Source organism: Methyloversatilis thermotolerans (assembly GCF_000372885.1).
GTDB lineage: Bacteria > Pseudomonadota > Gammaproteobacteria > Burkholderiales > Rhodocyclaceae > Methyloversatilis > Methyloversatilis thermotolerans.
The window spans coordinates 3,475,760-3,490,953 of sequence record NZ_KB889967.1 but is presented as its reverse complement, the minus strand read 5'-3'; the positions used below and the strand labels follow the sequence as shown (position 1 = coordinate 3,490,953).

General features: G+C 66.2%; 11 protein-coding genes. 8 read left to right on the top strand and 3 right to left on the bottom strand.

Translation table 11 applies throughout. The features are described 5' to 3' along the window. Nucleotides 1–155 precede the first annotated feature (155 nt). Complete coding sequence (locus A3Q7_RS0115820; protein WP_018412881.1) at nt 156–1,715, bottom strand: flavin monoamine oxidase family protein; 1,560 nt, start codon at nt 1,713–1,715, stop codon at nt 156–158. A gap of 346 nt (nt 1,716–2,061) precedes the next feature. Here A3Q7_RS0115820 and A3Q7_RS0115810 point away from each other — a divergent pair, with 346 nt between their 5' ends. The 3 genes from A3Q7_RS0115810 to A3Q7_RS0115800 are packed head-to-tail and all read left to right on the top strand — an operon-like array spanning nt 2,062 to nt 4,312. After that, a complete protein-coding gene (locus A3Q7_RS0115810; RefSeq protein WP_018412879.1) occupies nt 2,062–3,597 on the top strand; it encodes a protein adenylyltransferase SelO in 1,536 nt (511 codons plus the stop codon). A gap of 27 nt (nt 3,598–3,624) precedes the next feature. Then, on the top strand, nt 3,625–4,059 hold the full coding sequence (locus A3Q7_RS0115805; protein WP_018412878.1) for an Ohr family peroxiredoxin: 435 nt from the start codon (nt 3,625–3,627) through the stop codon (nt 4,057–4,059). 10 nt (nt 4,060–4,069) lie between these two features. Beyond that, nucleotides 4,070–4,312, top strand: a complete 243-nt coding sequence (locus A3Q7_RS0115800) for a hypothetical protein (RefSeq protein ID WP_018412877.1) — start codon at nt 4,070–4,072, stop codon at nt 4,310–4,312. An 899-nt stretch (nt 4,313–5,211) separates the two neighbouring features. Here A3Q7_RS0115800 and nifA read toward each other — a convergent pair. Further along, the gene (nifA, locus tag A3Q7_RS0115795) at nt 5,212–6,855 is read right to left on the bottom strand and encodes a nif-specific transcriptional activator NifA (RefSeq protein ID WP_018412876.1); all 1,644 of its coding nucleotides are present in this window, start codon (nt 6,853–6,855) and stop codon (nt 5,212–5,214) included. A 458-nt stretch (nt 6,856–7,313) separates the two neighbouring features. On the opposite strand from nifA, the gene A3Q7_RS20825 reads away from it, so the two are divergent. Next, entirely contained in the window at nt 7,314–7,736 is a 423-nt protein-coding gene (locus A3Q7_RS20825; RefSeq protein WP_018412875.1) for a SoxR reducing system RseC family protein, read from the top strand. A 22-nt stretch (nt 7,737–7,758) separates the two neighbouring features. On the opposite strand, the gene leuA is transcribed toward A3Q7_RS20825, so the two are convergent. After that, the gene (leuA, locus tag A3Q7_RS0115785) at nt 7,759–9,465 is read right to left on the bottom strand and encodes a 2-isopropylmalate synthase (protein WP_018412874.1); all 1,707 of its coding nucleotides are present in this window, start codon (nt 9,463–9,465) and stop codon (nt 7,759–7,761) included. A gap of 471 nt (nt 9,466–9,936) precedes the next feature. Between leuA and A3Q7_RS0115780 the strand changes: the two genes are divergently transcribed. From A3Q7_RS0115780 to A3Q7_RS0115765, 4 genes are all read left to right on the top strand, one after another. After that, nucleotides 9,937–11,724: a glutamine--tRNA ligase/YqeY domain fusion protein gene (locus A3Q7_RS0115780; RefSeq protein WP_018412873.1), complete on the top strand. Its 1,788-nt coding sequence runs from the start codon at nt 9,937–9,939 to the stop codon at nt 11,722–11,724. A gap of 25 nt (nt 11,725–11,749) precedes the next feature. Further along, nucleotides 11,750–12,310 (top strand): flavin reductase family protein, encoded by a 561-nt coding sequence (locus A3Q7_RS0115775; protein WP_018412872.1) that lies wholly within the window; start codon nt 11,750–11,752, stop codon nt 12,308–12,310. Nucleotides 12,311–12,383: 73 nt separating this feature from the next. Further along, nucleotides 12,384–13,418, top strand: a complete 1,035-nt coding sequence (locus A3Q7_RS0115770; protein ID WP_018412871.1) for a S1 family peptidase — start codon at nt 12,384–12,386, stop codon at nt 13,416–13,418. A gap of 139 nt (nt 13,419–13,557) precedes the next feature. Next, complete coding sequence (locus A3Q7_RS0115765) at nt 13,558–15,141, top strand: ShlB/FhaC/HecB family hemolysin secretion/activation protein (RefSeq protein ID WP_018412870.1); 1,584 nt, start codon at nt 13,558–13,560, stop codon at nt 15,139–15,141. The last annotated feature ends 53 nt before the right edge of the window (nt 15,142–15,194 follow it).

The window sequence follows — 15,194 nt, the reverse complement described above, 5'->3', positions numbered from 1 at the left end:
GCGCGTAAACCTACGCTTGCGACAAACCCCACAAAGCATCCGCTGCACCGGTGAAATGCGGCGACACGGCGCACCGTGCCCCCGCCCCCATCCGCATCCGCACAAATGAAACGGCCCGGCAGCGACGCTGCCGGGCCGGCCTCCCGGTCGATCGGTCAGAGCGAGGGCTGAGAGGTCGCCAGGCCCCTCTCGATCAGCAGATCGTTGATCGACTGCGCGAAAGCGCGCCACGCGATCAGCATGTCGCGGCGAATGAGGCCGAGGTAGTCATCCGACGGCTGGTGTTCGTCCGGGAAGTTGGACAGTGCACAGGAGGTGCGGTTGTGCTGCACCGCCGTTTCGATCAGTGTTTCGCTGAAGCCGGAAAACGGCTGCAGCAGATGCGGCGTTAGCACGCATCGGCCCTGCTGAACCGAAAGCTCCGCCACGTCGAATTGCAGCGATGCCGCGTGATCGAGCGCCGACTGGTAAACATGGTCGGTCACCGCGGCCAGCACCGCCTGGGTCATGCCCTCACTGCGCGATGCCGACAAGGCGCGCACCACGCTTTGCCGATACAGGTCGGGCGCCGCCGCCCGCTTGGTTGCCACCCATTCGGCGAAGGCCTGGACCGCCGCCTGGTTCGACGCCGACAATGGCGTCGCCACTGCCGGGTGGCGCAGACGGGCCGCCACGCGCGCCGCCGAATCCAGTGCCCCCTCAAGATAGCCGGCTCCGCGGCTGGCGGTTTCACTGCCCGCCAGATGCAGACGGCCGTTCCACAGTGCGGCGGCGAGCAGGGCTACATTGTCGTCCGGATGACCGCCGGGCTCGGCGGCATCAAGCGTGCTGCAGGTATAGGGTTCGCCCGCCCAGTCGCGCAGGTGCAGTTCGCCCTGGTCCATCTCCGGACCGAATATCTGTGCGAACTGGCTGCGCACCATCAGCGGCATGGCGGACGCGCAGGCGCGCCGCATGTCCGGCTGCAGGGCGACGAAGCCCCCGAGTGCAGCCGCGCCGCCGGGCGCGCAGGCATCGAACACTTCCGCCAGCACCGCCTGACCGTGCGTGACGAAGGCGTTGCCGGACTGGCCGCGTTCGCGCCAGAACGCGCGCGGCAGACGGATGCAGGCCTTGGCCTGCGCCGCCATCCAGGTCGGCGTCTCGCGCAGCGTCTGCACCACGGTGCGGTCCAGCGGCGGATCGAAGGTGATGGATTCGGCGATCAGGCGCGGCGGCAGCGCGAGCACCACATGGCGCGCGACGATGGTGACCGTTTCGGCGCCGGATCGCGCGCCGACCTCCACGTGATCGCCACGCAGCCGGATGGCCTCCACCACGCAGCCGGTGCGCAGCCGGTCGCCGATCGCGCGCACCAGCGCATCGACCAGCTTCACCATGCCGCCTTCCAGCCGTCGCGCGCCGTTATGCACCGGTCCGTTCGACAGCACCTCCGGATTGCCGTCGGCTTGCGAAAGCTGCAGCACCGCCCCGCTGTCGTGCTGTTCGAAGCTGGGCAGACCCAGTTCCTGCACCAGCGCGGCCATGCGCGGCTGCACCTCGGGCCAGAACCAGCCGGGACCGAGATCCAGCGGTGCCGCGCCAGCCACCGTATCCACGCGCCCCCCCGCGCGATGTCGCGCCTCCAGAACCAGCACGTCGCGACCGCTTGCGACGAGGTGACGACAGAGCGTCAGGCCGGCCACGCCGGCGCCAATGATCAGCGTATCGAGCATGCTGCAGTCCTCCGGCAGACATTCGTGAGTCGTGACGCGGCACGCAGCAAGCATCGCGCCATCGCGCGCGACCTGCGCCCGGCGAGCGATGGCGCGGCGCAGGTCGCGTGGCGGCGCCCTGTCGGCGCGACCGGCTTGCCGCGTCCGGACGTCGCGTGTCGGCTGCGACACGGCAGGCTGTCGGCTTTGTCGCGCCTGCGACAGCGCGACCCGCCGACCGCCCCGGATGCGTCATCCGGCTCGCGCGTTGCGGACGGCGTCGGCTCGGGGCTGATCCCGGGCCGACCGTGAGCAGCACCGCCAGCGGACCGATTCTTGCTGCGCGATCCTCGCCACGGATATCGACATGAACGCTCCGCTTCCTCCTCCACTGCCCTTTGCGCGACATCTGTCGCCACCAAAGACGCTGGAACAGCTCATCACGGGCAGCCGCCAGGCGGCGTTGCCTGCGGCCTTTCACGTCCGTGTTGCGCCGGTGCCGCTAAGCGAACCGCGTTTGCTTGCTTTCAGCCCCGACGCGGCCGGGCTGGTCGGGCTGGACGACGCACAGATGACGCGCCCCGAGGCGGCTGCCTGGCTGTCCGGATCGCAGCTCCTGCCGGGCGCGCAGCCGCTGGCCACCGTCTATGGCGGTCATCAGTTCGGCACCTGGTCCGGACGGCTGGGCGACGGCCGTGCGCATCTGCTGGGCGATGCGGACAGCGCCGACGGTCCGCTGGAAGTCCAGCTCAAAGGCTCAGGCGCCACACCGTATGCGCGCTTCGCTGACGGGCGCGCGGTCCTGCGCTCGTCCTTGCGCGAATTTCTCGCATCCGAAGCCATGCATGCGCTGGGCATTCCGACCACGCGTGCACTCAGCATCGTCGGCTCATCGCTCGAAGTGCAGCGCGACGGGATGGAAACCGCCGCCGTGGTGACCCGCCTGGCGCCGTCCTTCGTGCGCTTCGGCACACCGGAGCATTTCCACGCGGAAGACGACACCGCCCATCTGCGCCTGCTCGCCGACCATGTGATCGCCCATTTCCGGCCCGAACTGCGGGACGCCGCGCAGCCTTACGCGGCACTGCTCGCGGATGTCTGCAACACCACCGCCGCACTGGTCGCGAGCTGGCAGGCCATCGGCTTCATACACGGCGTCATGAACACCGACAATATGTCGCTGCTCGGCCTCACGCTGGATTACGGCCCGTTCGCCTTCATGGACCGTTTCGATCCCGGTCGCATCAGCAACCGCTCGGACACCTACGGCCGCTACGCCTTCCGCGCCCAACCCCGCATCGCGCACTGGAACCTCTATGTGCTGGCGGACGCGCTGGGACCGCTGATCGGACACCCGGACGTGACGCGCGACATCGTCGACCGGCATTTCCAGCCCGCCTTCGACCGCTGTTACGGCGAGCGCATGCGCGCGCGCCTGGGCCTCATGCACGCACTGCCTGGCGACGACGATCTGATCGCCGGCACGCTGGGACTGCTCGCGCGCGAACGGGTGGATTACACCTTGTTCTTCCGCACGCTGTCGCGCCTGCCCGGGGCGCCCGCGCGGGACGAGCGCGCATGCAGCGACGCGCCGCTGCGCGACCTGTTCGCCGACCGCGAAGCCTGCGACGCCTGGCTGATCGGCTGGCGCGCCCGGCTGGCACGCGAAGCCAGCCGCGACGAGCCGCGACAGACAGCCATGCTCAAGGTCAATCCGCGCTACATCCTGCGCAACTGGATGGCCGACGAAGTGATCCGCGATGCGCGGCAGGGTGATCTGCGCAGCCTTCACCGGGTGCTGGACTGCCTGCGCCAGCCCTTCGACGACCAGCCCGCTCTCGCGCGCTACGCGCAACCGCCGGCGGACAGCGCATGCTCCGCGCCGCTCAGTTGTTCCAGTTGAACCTTCCACCCCGCCAGGAGATTTTTCATGGACCTCATCTACAGCACACGCATATTCAGTCAGGGCGGCCGCAACGGTCGCGTCCAGAGCGAGGACGGCCAGCTCAAGCTGCAGCTCGCAGCGCCTGAATCCATGGGCGGCAGCAAGCCGGGCGCCAATCCGGAACAGCTCTTCGCGGCGGCCTATGCCGCCTGTTTCGAGCATTCGGTGCGCCACATCGCGCGCGCGGACCGCCTGCCGTTGAAGGGCTGCATGGTGGAGGCGGAAATTTCGCTGTTCAAGAACTTCGAGGAGGCCTATCGCATGGCGCTGCGCTTCACCGTCATCCTGAACGGCATCGATCAGCCGACCGCGGACAGCCTGGTGGAACGGGCACTCAAGGTCTGCCCCTACACCGATGCAACCAAGAACAACGTGACAGTGAGCGCATCCGCGGTGCTCGAAGATCCCGCGCTGGCGTGAAGGAGCGGAGATGACTTCTGAAACCGGCTATTTCATCGACTGGAACGGCAACGCGCGCAGTGTGCAGGACGCAGGAGGCGATCTCACGGTAGAGGTCGACATGCCGTCCAAATACGTCGCACTGTATTCGAAGAGCGGCACGCTGATGCATGAAGCGACGTTCTACCGCACGCTGGACGACATCGCGAAAAAGGGCATCACCGCCGAGCTGGTGCCCGGCTCGCATCCCTGGGGCATGCGCAAGGAATGGTGACAGGGGCGTCGCGATGCGATGCTCGCTCCGGCCTGGAATGCGGGGCGTTCCGCGGCCATGGCGCGCTTCTGTGGGAGCGGCCTCTGGGCGTGATGCGGAATGTGCCGGCCGCGGGCTTCGTTCGAGGGTGCAATCGCGGGCAAGCCCGCTCCCACGAAACCTTCGCTCCGTTCCCGGCCTGGCCGAGCTTTTGTGGGAGCGGCCTCTGGCCGCGATGCGGGCTATGCCGGCCGCAGGCTTCGTTCGAGGGTGTAATCGCGGGCAAGCCCGCTCCCACGAAACCTTCGCTCCGTTCCCGGTCTGGCCGAGCTTTTGTGGGAGCGGCCTCTGGCCGCGATGCGGGCTATGCCGGCCGCGGGCTTCGTTCGGGGGTGCAATCGCGGGCAAGCCCGCTCCCACGAAACCTTCGCTCCGTTCCCGGTCTGGCCGAGCTTTTGTGGGAGCGGCCTCTGGCCGCGATGCGGGCTATGCCGGCCGCGGGCTTCGTTCGAGGGTGCAATCGCGGGCAAGCCCGCTCCCACGAAACCTTCGCTCCGTTCCCGGCCTGGCCGAGCTTTTGCGGGAGCGGCCTATGCCGGCCGCGGGCTTCGTTCGGGGGTGCAATCGCGGGCAAGCCCGCTCCCACGAAACCTTCGCTCCGTTCCCGGTCTGGCCGAGCTTTTGCGGGAGCGGCCTCTGGCCACGATGCGGCATTTGCACGCCGCAGGCTTCGTTCCAGGCCGCAATCGCGGGCAAGCCCGCTCCCACGAAACCTTGGCTCCGTTCCCGGCCTGGCCGAGCTTTTGTGGGAGCGGCCTCTGGCCGCGATGCGGGCTATGCAGGCCGCAGGCTTCGTTCAAGGCCGCGGGCTTCGCTTGAGGGTGGAATCGCGAGCTGCGCTCGCTCCTGCGGCACACAGGTCAGAAGCGACGCACCTCGATGTCGTACTTCTTGAGCGCGTAGCCCATCTGGCGCGGCGTGATGTTGAGCAACCGCGCCGCCTTGGCCTGTACCCACCCGCACTGCTCCATCGCCCAGATCAGGCGTTCGCGCTCGCCATCCGGCTTCTCGCCGCCGACCGCCGGACGGACCGGTAGTGTCATTCCGGACGGGCTACAGGATTCCGCGTCATCCTCGGCTGCGCCGACGGTTGCTTCGACTGGCGCCACCGCGTCGTCCTTCTTGACGAAATGCAGCACCTGGGTCAGGCAGCGATTGGCCGAACAGGGAAAATCCGAGGCCTCGATGGCGTCGTGATGTGCCATGGTGGCGGTACGCTCGATGCAGTTCTCGAGCTCGCGCACATTGCCCGGCCAGTAACAGTGCATGATCACCGCCTGACCGCTGGGCGCGATCCGCATCTGGCGGTCGTTCTCGCGATTGAAGCGGTCGACGAAATGCTGTGCCAGCGCGGGCAGATCGTCGCGGCGTTCGCGCAGAGGTGGCAGGAAGATGCTCACCACGTTGATGCGGAAATAGAGATCGGCGCGGAAGGTGCCGGCGGCCACCATCTTTTCCAGATTGCGGTTGGTGGCACAGATCAGGCGCACATCGACCTTGATCGCCTTGCTGCCGCCGACGCGCTCGAATTCGCGCTCCTGCAGCACGCGCAACAGCTTGGTCTGGAAGGCCGGGGATATGTCACCGATCTCGTCCAGGAACAGGGTGCCGCTGTCGGCCAGCTCGAACCGGCCCTTGCGCTCGCTGGTGGCGCCGGTGAACGATCCCTTCTCGTGACCGAACAGCTCGGATTCGAGCAGGGACTCGGACAGCGCCGCGCAATTCACCTTGATGAAGGGCGCGCTCTTTCGGGGCGAAAGTTCGTGAATGGCACGGGCGATCACTTCCTTGCCGGTACCGCTCTCGCCCCGCAACAGCACGGTGGATCGGGTCGGCGCAACCTGGTGCGCCTCGGAAAACACCTGCTGCATGCGTGCGGAGCTGCCGATCACATTGTCCAGCTTGACGCGACCGCGACTTTCGCGGCGGATCTGCTTGGCCTGATGCAGCAGGCGTTCATGTTCGTCATTGACCACACGCTGCAGGGCAACAGACTGCCCGATCAGATTGGCCGCCATGGACAGCACGCGCACGTCGTTGCCAAAGCTGCCGTGACGCGATGCGACACGGTCGGCGCAGAGCACGCCCAGCATGTCGCTGCCGGCGCGCATCGGCACACAGATGAAGGCGATCGCCTCGTCGGTCTGCTGGTCGAGCGCGCCGGTGCGATTCAGGAACAGCGGTTCCATCGATATGTCGGGCACCACGACCGGCGAGCCGGACGCGAACACGCGCCCGATGATGCCCTCACCCGACCGGTAGCGTCCGCTGGACCATTCCTTGGTGGTCAGGCCCACAGCCGCAGCCAGGCTCAGCGCCTCGCCGTCGTCGTCCGCCAGCGCGATCATCATGCGCCGGAACTCGAGGTGATGCGTCAGCAGGTTCAGCGCCTCACGCAAGGTCTTGCCCATGTCCAGTGATGAACTGAGTATCTTGCTCAGTTCGTACACGGTCACCAGTTCGACGTTCGCCCGAACGTTCACATCACTGCCGATTGCCGCCATGGCACAGCCCCCAGGTCATGCGTTTCACGGGCGTCCGTTCCGGACGCACCTTCCCCTTTTGTTCGCTGCCCCTGCTCTGCTTCTTCTGTCGGGGAATTACCGGCGTACTCTCCGCCTCCACGCATGCCACCACCGGTAAGGCCGACGGATGTCGACTCCGCGGGCCAGTTGTCACAAAGCAAACCTTGTACCGAGAATCAGGCTCCTGCCCGGTGTCGAGGAAAGGCGTCTATAAGCCCTTCTGTCGAAATGCCTCCGGCGCCCGCACATATTCCGCTGTCAATGTTGGTGCAGCGCGTCACAAAACGGTGCGCAGACCGCTTGAATGCAAGGTTTGTCGCGTTTGTCGCGGAGCCAACACAGCCACTTTTTCGTCCAGTTCACCGCCCGGCCCAACTGGCCGGCGTGCTTCGTTGGCACGCAGTCTGCTTCGGTCCCGAGCAGGGAGGATTGCATCGATGAGCGAACGTATTGCGCAAGTGCTCGGCATCCAGGGCGCACGGTTGACCGTGCGCACCGAATCGCCCGAAGCATGCGGTAGCTGCAGGTCGCAATCGGCTTGCGGCAGCGGAAGCAGCGCAGTGCACCGGATCGAGGTCGATGCCGGGCTTGCTGCGCGCCTGCGCGCCGGCGACCACATCACGCTGAATGTTGACGATGGCGTACCCGCGACCGCCGCACTGCTCGCCTATGTCGTGCCTCTGGCCGGTCTGCTGCTCGGCATGGGGCTGTACGGCGCGTCCGGCGGACCGGAAGCCGGCATGCTGGTCGCGGGCATGACCGGACTGGGCAGCGGATGGTGGCTGTCACGCCGCCTGTCGCGCCGCTGGGGCCAGGCACTGCAGCCGCAGGTATGCGGCAGCAAGCGCGACGCGGACTGAATCGCGCCGCGCGCGGCCGCACTCACTCCGTCGCGGGAGCAGCGCAACCGTCCAGCAGCTTGAGCGCAGCGGCCGGGTCGAGCTTGGCGATGCCTCGATTCAGGCCGCTGATCAGGGCGAGCACCGAAGCGGTCACGATGTTGCGGTGCATGCCGGCACCGAAGGTCGTACCGGGCACGCCTTCGATCACGAATTCCGCGAAGGCGATGGCGGCCGCATCGGCACCGTGACCGATGGCGCGCTCTTCGTAATCGTGCAGACGTACCGGCAGTGCGAGCGCGTCCAGCGCGGCGGCGATCGGTCCGTTGCCGCGTCCGGAAAGACGGCACTCCACGCCGCGCACCCTCACGACCAGGTCCATGCCCTGTTCGTCGCCGATCTCGTACAGGTGATGGGTGACATAGTCGAGCGGCGCATCGGCTTCGAAGTAATTCTGCGCGAACAGCTTCCAGATATCGGCGGCGCACACTTCGCGGCCACTGCTGTCGGCGATCTGCTGCACCGCGCCCGAGAACTCGACCTGCAGTCGGCGCGGCAACGATATGCCGTATTCGCTTTCGAGCAGGAAGGCGACGCCGCCCTTTCCGGACTGGCTGTTCACACGGATGATGGAATCGTAGGTGCGGCCGAGGTCGGCCGGATCGACCGGCAGATAGGGCACCTCCCACAGCGCGTCCGGCTGCTGTACAGCCAGGCCCTTGCGGATCGCGTCCTGATGCGAACCCGAAAAGGCCGTAAACACCAGGTCGCCCGCGTAGGGATGGCGGGCGTGCACCGGAATGCCGGTGCACTGCTCGACCGTGCGCGCAATGTCGTTGATGCGCGAGAAATCGAGACCCGGGTCGATGCCCTGCGTGTAGAGATTGAGCGCCAGCGTCACCAGATCGACATTGCCGGTGCGTTCGCCGTGGCCGAACAGGCAGCCCTCGATGCGGTCGGCGCCGGCCATCACCGCCAGTTCCGCGGCCGCTACAGCGGTACCGCGGTCGTTGTGCGGATGCACGCTGAGGATGATGGCGTCGCGCCTGGCCAGATTGCGGTGCATCCATTCGATCTGGTCGGCGTAGTGATTGGGCGTGGCGATCTCCACCGTCGCCGGCAGGTTCAGGATGACCGGCCGCTCGGGCGTCCCGCCCCAGGCATCAACCACGGCGTCGCACACGTCCTTCGCGAAATCGAGTTCGGTCGCGGTAAAGGTTTCCGGGCTGTACTGGAAGGTCCATTCGGTTTCAGGCCGCGCGTCGGTCAGGCGCTTGATGAGCAAGGTGCTATCGACCGCGAGCTGCTTCACCTCGTCGCGGCTCATGTCGAACACGACACGGCGAAAGGTAGGCGAGGTCGCGTTGTAGACATGCACGATGGCGCGCCTGGCCCCACGCAAGGATTCGATGGTGCGTTCGATAAGGTGCGGGCGCGCCTGTGTGAGCACCTCTATGGTCACGTCGTCCGGAATGTGGCCGCCTTCGATCAGCGTGCGCACGAAGCTGAAGTCGGTGTCCGACGCCGACGGGAAGGCGACTTCGATCTGTTTGAAGCCAATGTCCACCAGCATCCTGAACATGCGCATCTTGCGCTCGCCGTTCATCGGCTCGAACAGGGCCTGGTTACCGTCGCGCAGGTCGGTGGACATCCAGATCGGTGCGCGGGTGAGGGTGCGCGACGGCCACTGGCGGTCGGCGAGTGGAACAGGGGTAACGGGACGGTACTTGGTATTCGGCTGCTTCAACATGATGGGCTCCGGCTTGGATTCAAGGAAAAGTGGCCGGAATGCAGGGCTGTCAGGCGGCCACGGGTTTCTCGGCCTGACAACCGCTGCGCAGTCGCAGCATCGGCAAGGTTTGATACAGCTCGAACATGATGGGAATGCTCCGGGAAAACGGAATTCACCCCCCCGGTCCATCGACCGGAGGCAGGCACTGCACGACAGGAGGGGGAAGTTTTATGTGCGCGCGGGGCGCAGCAGCAGACCCGACGCGAGCAGCGTCGAGGGGAGGAAGGGCAGTTGGGTCTGGTGCGAGGGCATGGGCTAGACCATAGGCAAGCCGCAAAAAGCTGTCAAGCCTGAATTTCGCCGGCAAGCAGCTAGAATTGTGTTCTTTCGTCAGGCTACGGCCTGAGCCCTGCATCGAGCGGACAGCCTGACGGCTGCCGCTCATGCTCTGGCAACGACACTCATCCTCAGATTTCTCCGCTGCCCAACATGTCCGAACGCAATACCCCAGCCCCGGCGTCCAATTTCCTGCGTGCCGTGATCGAAAAGGATCTGGCCAACGGCACCTACGCCAGCCGCCGCTGGGCGCGCAGCCCGGGCGACGCTGCCCACCACGCCGCTGGCGAAGCCGATCCGGCGAAAATACGCACCCGCTTTCCGCCCGAGCCCAACGGCTATCTTCATGTGGGCCACGCCAAGTCCATCTGCCTGAACTTCGGCCTGGCCCGCGACTACGGCGGCGTCTGCCACATGCGTTTCGACGACACCAATCCGGAAAAGGAGAACGTCGAATACGTCGAATCGATCAAGGACGCGGTGCAGTGGCTGGGTTTCGGCTGGGACGCCTTCGGTGCGTCGCACCTGTATTTCGCCAGCGACTACTTCGACTTCATGTACCGCGCGGCGGAATACCTGATCACCGCCGGCCATGCCTACATCGACCAGCAGACGCAGGAGGAGATGCGGGTCAACCGCGGTTCGCTGACCGAACCGGGCAAGGATTCGCCGTGGCGCAATCGGCCGGCCGAAGAATCGCTGGCGCTGTTCCGCGAAATGCGCGACGGCCGGCATGCGGATGGCGCCATGGTGCTGCGCGCGAAGATCGACATGGCCAGCCCCAATATCAATATGCGCGACCCGGCCATCTACCGGATCAAGCATGCTCACCATCACAACACCGGCGACAAGTGGTGCATCTACCCGATGTACACCTATGCCCACCCGCTGGAAGATGCGGTCGAGGGCATCACGCATTCGATCTGCACGCTGGAATTCGAGGACCAGCGTCCGTTCTACGACTGGGTGCTGGAACGACTGGCCGAGGGCGGCCTGCTGGCTCATCCGCTGCCCAGGCAGTACGAATTCGCGCGTCTGAACCTCACCTATGTGGTCACCAGCAAGCGCAAGCTCATGCAACTGGTGACCGAGAAGCATGTCAGCGGCTGGGACGACCCGCGCATGCCCACCATCGTCGGTCTGCGCCGCCGCGGCTACACGCCCGAAGCGCTGCAACTGTTCGCCGAGCGCATCGGTGTATCCAAGGCCGATTCGTGGATCGAATACTCGACGCTGGAAGGCGCGCTGCGCGACGATCTCGATGGACGTGCGGCGCGCGCGATGGCGGTACTCGAACCGCTCAAGCTCAAGCTCACGAACTGGAAAGAAGTGTTCGGTGAGCGTGACGAGGAGCCCTGCTCGGCGCCGGTGCATCCGCATCACCCGGAGCGCGGCACGCGCAGCTTCAACCTGACGCCGGAAGTCTGGATCGAGCGCGACGACTTCATGGAAGAAGCGCCCAAGGGCTATCACCGGCTGTTTCCCGGAAACAGGGCGCGGCTCAAGTACGGCTATGTGATCGAGTGCACCGGCTGCGAAAAGGACAGCGACGGCCGCGTCACCGCGGTACTCGCCACCCTCGTGCCGGATACCAAGAGCGGCACGCCGGGTGCCGACAGCGTGAAGGTGAAGGGCGTCATCACCTGGGTCAGCGCAAGCCAGGGTCTGGCCGCCGAAATCCGTCTGTACGACCGATTGTTCACCGAAGCACATCCGGATGCAGGCGGCCGCGATTTCCTGACCGTGATGAACCCCGATTCGATCAGGTCGGTGCACGGCTGGGTCGAGCCCGGTCTGGCCGCGTGCGCGCCGGACGACAAGTTCCAGTTCGAGCGCCACGGCTATTTCGTCGCCGACCGTGTCGACTCGAAAGCGGGCGCGCCGGTGTTCAATCGCGCGGTGACGCTGAAGGACAGTTGGTCGGCGCCGGCGGGCAAGTAGGCACGGCGTTTCCGGAGAGTCCGTCATGAGCATGCAAGCCGTTCCGCTGGCCAAGGCCTATCGTCTGCTGAATCATGGGCCCACCGTGCTGGTGAGCGCGGCCGCTGATGGCCGGCGCAATCTGATGGCGGCGGCCTGGTGCATGCCGCTCGATTTCGAACCGCCCAAATTGCTGGTGGTGCTGGACAAGGCCACCTACACGCGCGAACTGATCGAGCGCTCCGGCGAATTCGTCATCAATGTGCCGCCGCGCCGCATGCTGGATGTCACGGTGGCCGCCGGCAATCGAAGTGGCCGCGAGGGCGACAAGTTCGTCGAACTGGGTGTCGCGGCCGAGCCGTCGCAGCGGGTCGCGGCGCCCTGCGTCGCCGGCTGCATCGCCTGGCTCGAATGCGTGTTGCTGCCGGAAGCCCACAACCAGAGCCGTTACGACCTGTTCATCGGCGAGGTGGTGGCCGCACGCGCGGACGAGCGCGTGTTCAGCGACGGTCGCTGGCACTTCGGTCCGCAGGATGACGCGCTGCGTACCTTGCATCATGTGGCGGGCGGCGCCTTCTTTGCCATCGGTGAAGAACTGGACGGCTGAACCGGACAGACTGAACTTTCGCGGCGGTCGGCCGCTCCGATCACCGATGCCGCCATTCCCACCGGAGCTTACGATGCCGCGCCTGACCCTGCTGCTGTCCGCGTTGCTGTGTTCGCCGGCTTTTTACCCTGCCGCCATGGCCGCCGATGCGCCGCGAGAATTCGGTTCGGCCTTCTTCACCGGACTGTCCATCAGCGTGGTCCAGGTGCGGGTGGCCGACGCCGCGGGCAAGAGCTACTTCGGTTCCGGCGTCGTGGTCGCCGAGAACGAGGTGGTGACCAACTGCCACGTGACCCGCCACGCGGCCAGGCTCGAAGTGGCCAAGGGCGCCCTGGTGTTCCCGGTATTCGGGCAGAAGGCCGACATGGACAACGACCTGTGCCTGCTGCGCACCGCCCCCATGCCATTGCGCGTGGTCGCGCTGCGCGATTCGGCATCGGTGAAGCCGGGCGAACGATCCTTCTTCTACGGCTACCCGGGAGGGATGGAAGCCTTTTTCGCGCCGGGCCGCATTTCCACTCTGCATCCGCACGGCGGCAGCGCGATCTTCGAAACCTCCAGCGGCTTCACGCTGGGCGGCAGCGGCGGCGGTCTGTTCGACGACCAGGGGCAGCTCATCGGCATCACCACCTTCCTGAACGCCGGTCATCGCGGCGGCTATTTCGCCATGCCCGCCGACCGGGTGAGCGCGCTGCGCAGCCTGCCGGAACGCGACATCGGACCTCTGACCGGGCTTGCGCTGTGGGAAAGGCCGGACGCGGAACAACCCTGGTTCCTGCGCGTCGCGCGGCTTACCGCCCAATCGCGCTGGCAGCAGGCAGCCGACACGGCACTCGCCTGGACACGCGCAGAGCCCGACAATCCGGACGCCTGGCACCAGGCCGGCGCGACACTGGTGCGCGGCGCGCGCTACCAGGACGCGATCGCGCCGCTGCAGAGGGCGCTGGCCGGGATGCCCGATCATCCGGACGTACTTTTCCACATGGCGCTGGCGCTGAGCCTGTCCGGTTCGGCGGAACAGGCCAGCGAAATGCGCATGAAACTGGTCGGTGCCAACGCCGAACTGGCCCGCAGGCTCGATGATCTGCTGGAGCATCGCGACCGCTGATACATTCCGCAACGGTGTACCCGTACGGTTTGCCCGCGGTTCCGGCCATGTTGCGTAGGCCTTAAGTACTACAGTCATCGGGCTGCGAAAGCACTAGACTTCAACGGATAAAAGTCCTTACATCCGGGCGGGGTCAGCGGTGGTCAGAATCGGCGTGCTGTGCGCACTCATCTGTGCGGTACAGCTTTCAGCAGTGGTCGCACATGCGGAAGAGGCGGCGGACGGACCGCGTTTCGAGGTGCGCGCCTATTCGCTCGCCGGCGGTTCGGTATTCCGCCCCTCGGAAATCGACGCACTGCTCGCCCCCTATACCGGCCGCGAGGTCGGTTTCAGCCAGATCGAAGCGGCGCGCACCGCGCTGCAGACCGCCTACCACCGGCGCGGCTTCGGCGCTGCACAGGTCAGCGTGCCGGAACAGGAGCTGAGCGACGGCACCGTCATCCTCGAGGTTCTGGAACCACGGCTCACCGAGATCACGCTGCAGGGCGCCCGTCATCACGACGATGACAACATCCGGCGCAGTCTGCCCGGTCTGGCGGACGGCCGCATGCCCAACACCACCGACGTGGCGCGCCAGTTGTCGCTGGCCAACGAGAACAGTTCCAAGCAGAGCGACGTGGTGTTCCGGTCCGGACGCAAGCCAGGCGAGATCGCCGCCACGGTATCGGTCGCCGACGACAATCCGTTGCGCCGCTTCATCACGGTGGACAACAGCGGCACACCTTCGACCGGCACGCACCGCGTGGCCGTCGGCCTGCAGCACGCCAATCTGTTCAATCGCGACCATGTCGCCACCTTCCAGTACACCACCTCGGTCGAGCAACCAGCCGACGTGACGATTTTCGGTCTTGGTTATCGCATCCCGCTTTATGAAAGCGGCAATTCGATCGACCTGATCGCCGGCTATTCCAGCGTCAACTCCGGACAGGTACAGATACTGAATTCGACCGCCAGCGTGTCGGGCGCCGGCCGCATCTTCGGTGCGCGTCACAACTGGCATCTGCCGCGCGACGGCGAACTTTCCCAGCGCATCAGTCTGTCGCTCGACTGGCGCGACTTCGACAGCAGCCTCACGCTGGACAATGTGCCGGGCAATCTGGTGCCGCGTGTCATCACGCATCCGGTCAGCCTGGGCTGGTACGGCAACTGGCGCAATGACATGCGGGAAGCAGCGGTCAATGTGAGCATCGCCCGCAACATCCCCGGTGGCGAGCATGGTCGTGACGAGGACTTCGCCGCGCTTCGCGCGCGGGCAGACGCGCGTTTCGTCATCGTGCGCGCCGGCGCGTCCTGGCTGCAGTTGCTGCCGCGCGACTGGCGGCTGCGGCTGCAGGCGCAGGCGCAGTACACCAATGACGCACTGGTATCGGGCGAACAGTTCGGTGTCGGCGGCGCCGATTCGGTGCGCGGCCTGCGCGAGCGCGTGCTCGCCGACGACCGCGGCTGGCGTATCGGTGCCGACCTCGATACGCCAGCATGGATCGCCGCGGACACCTGGGTGATGCGCGGCGTGCTGTTCGCGGATGGCGCACACCTGTACCGCGCGCGCGCAGAACCGGGCGAAGTCACATCCTATGGCGTTCTGTCGGCCGGCATCGGCCTGCGCGTCAACTATTCCACGTGGTTGTCGGGGCGCGTCGACTACGCTCAATTGATGGACGGAGCCGGCAGATACGACTCCGGCAGCCACCGCGTGCACGCATCGTTCAGCCTGACCTTCTAGCGTCTGTCAGGCGGTTCCGTTCAATGAATGCCGCATCGGCAAGGTTGCCGGTG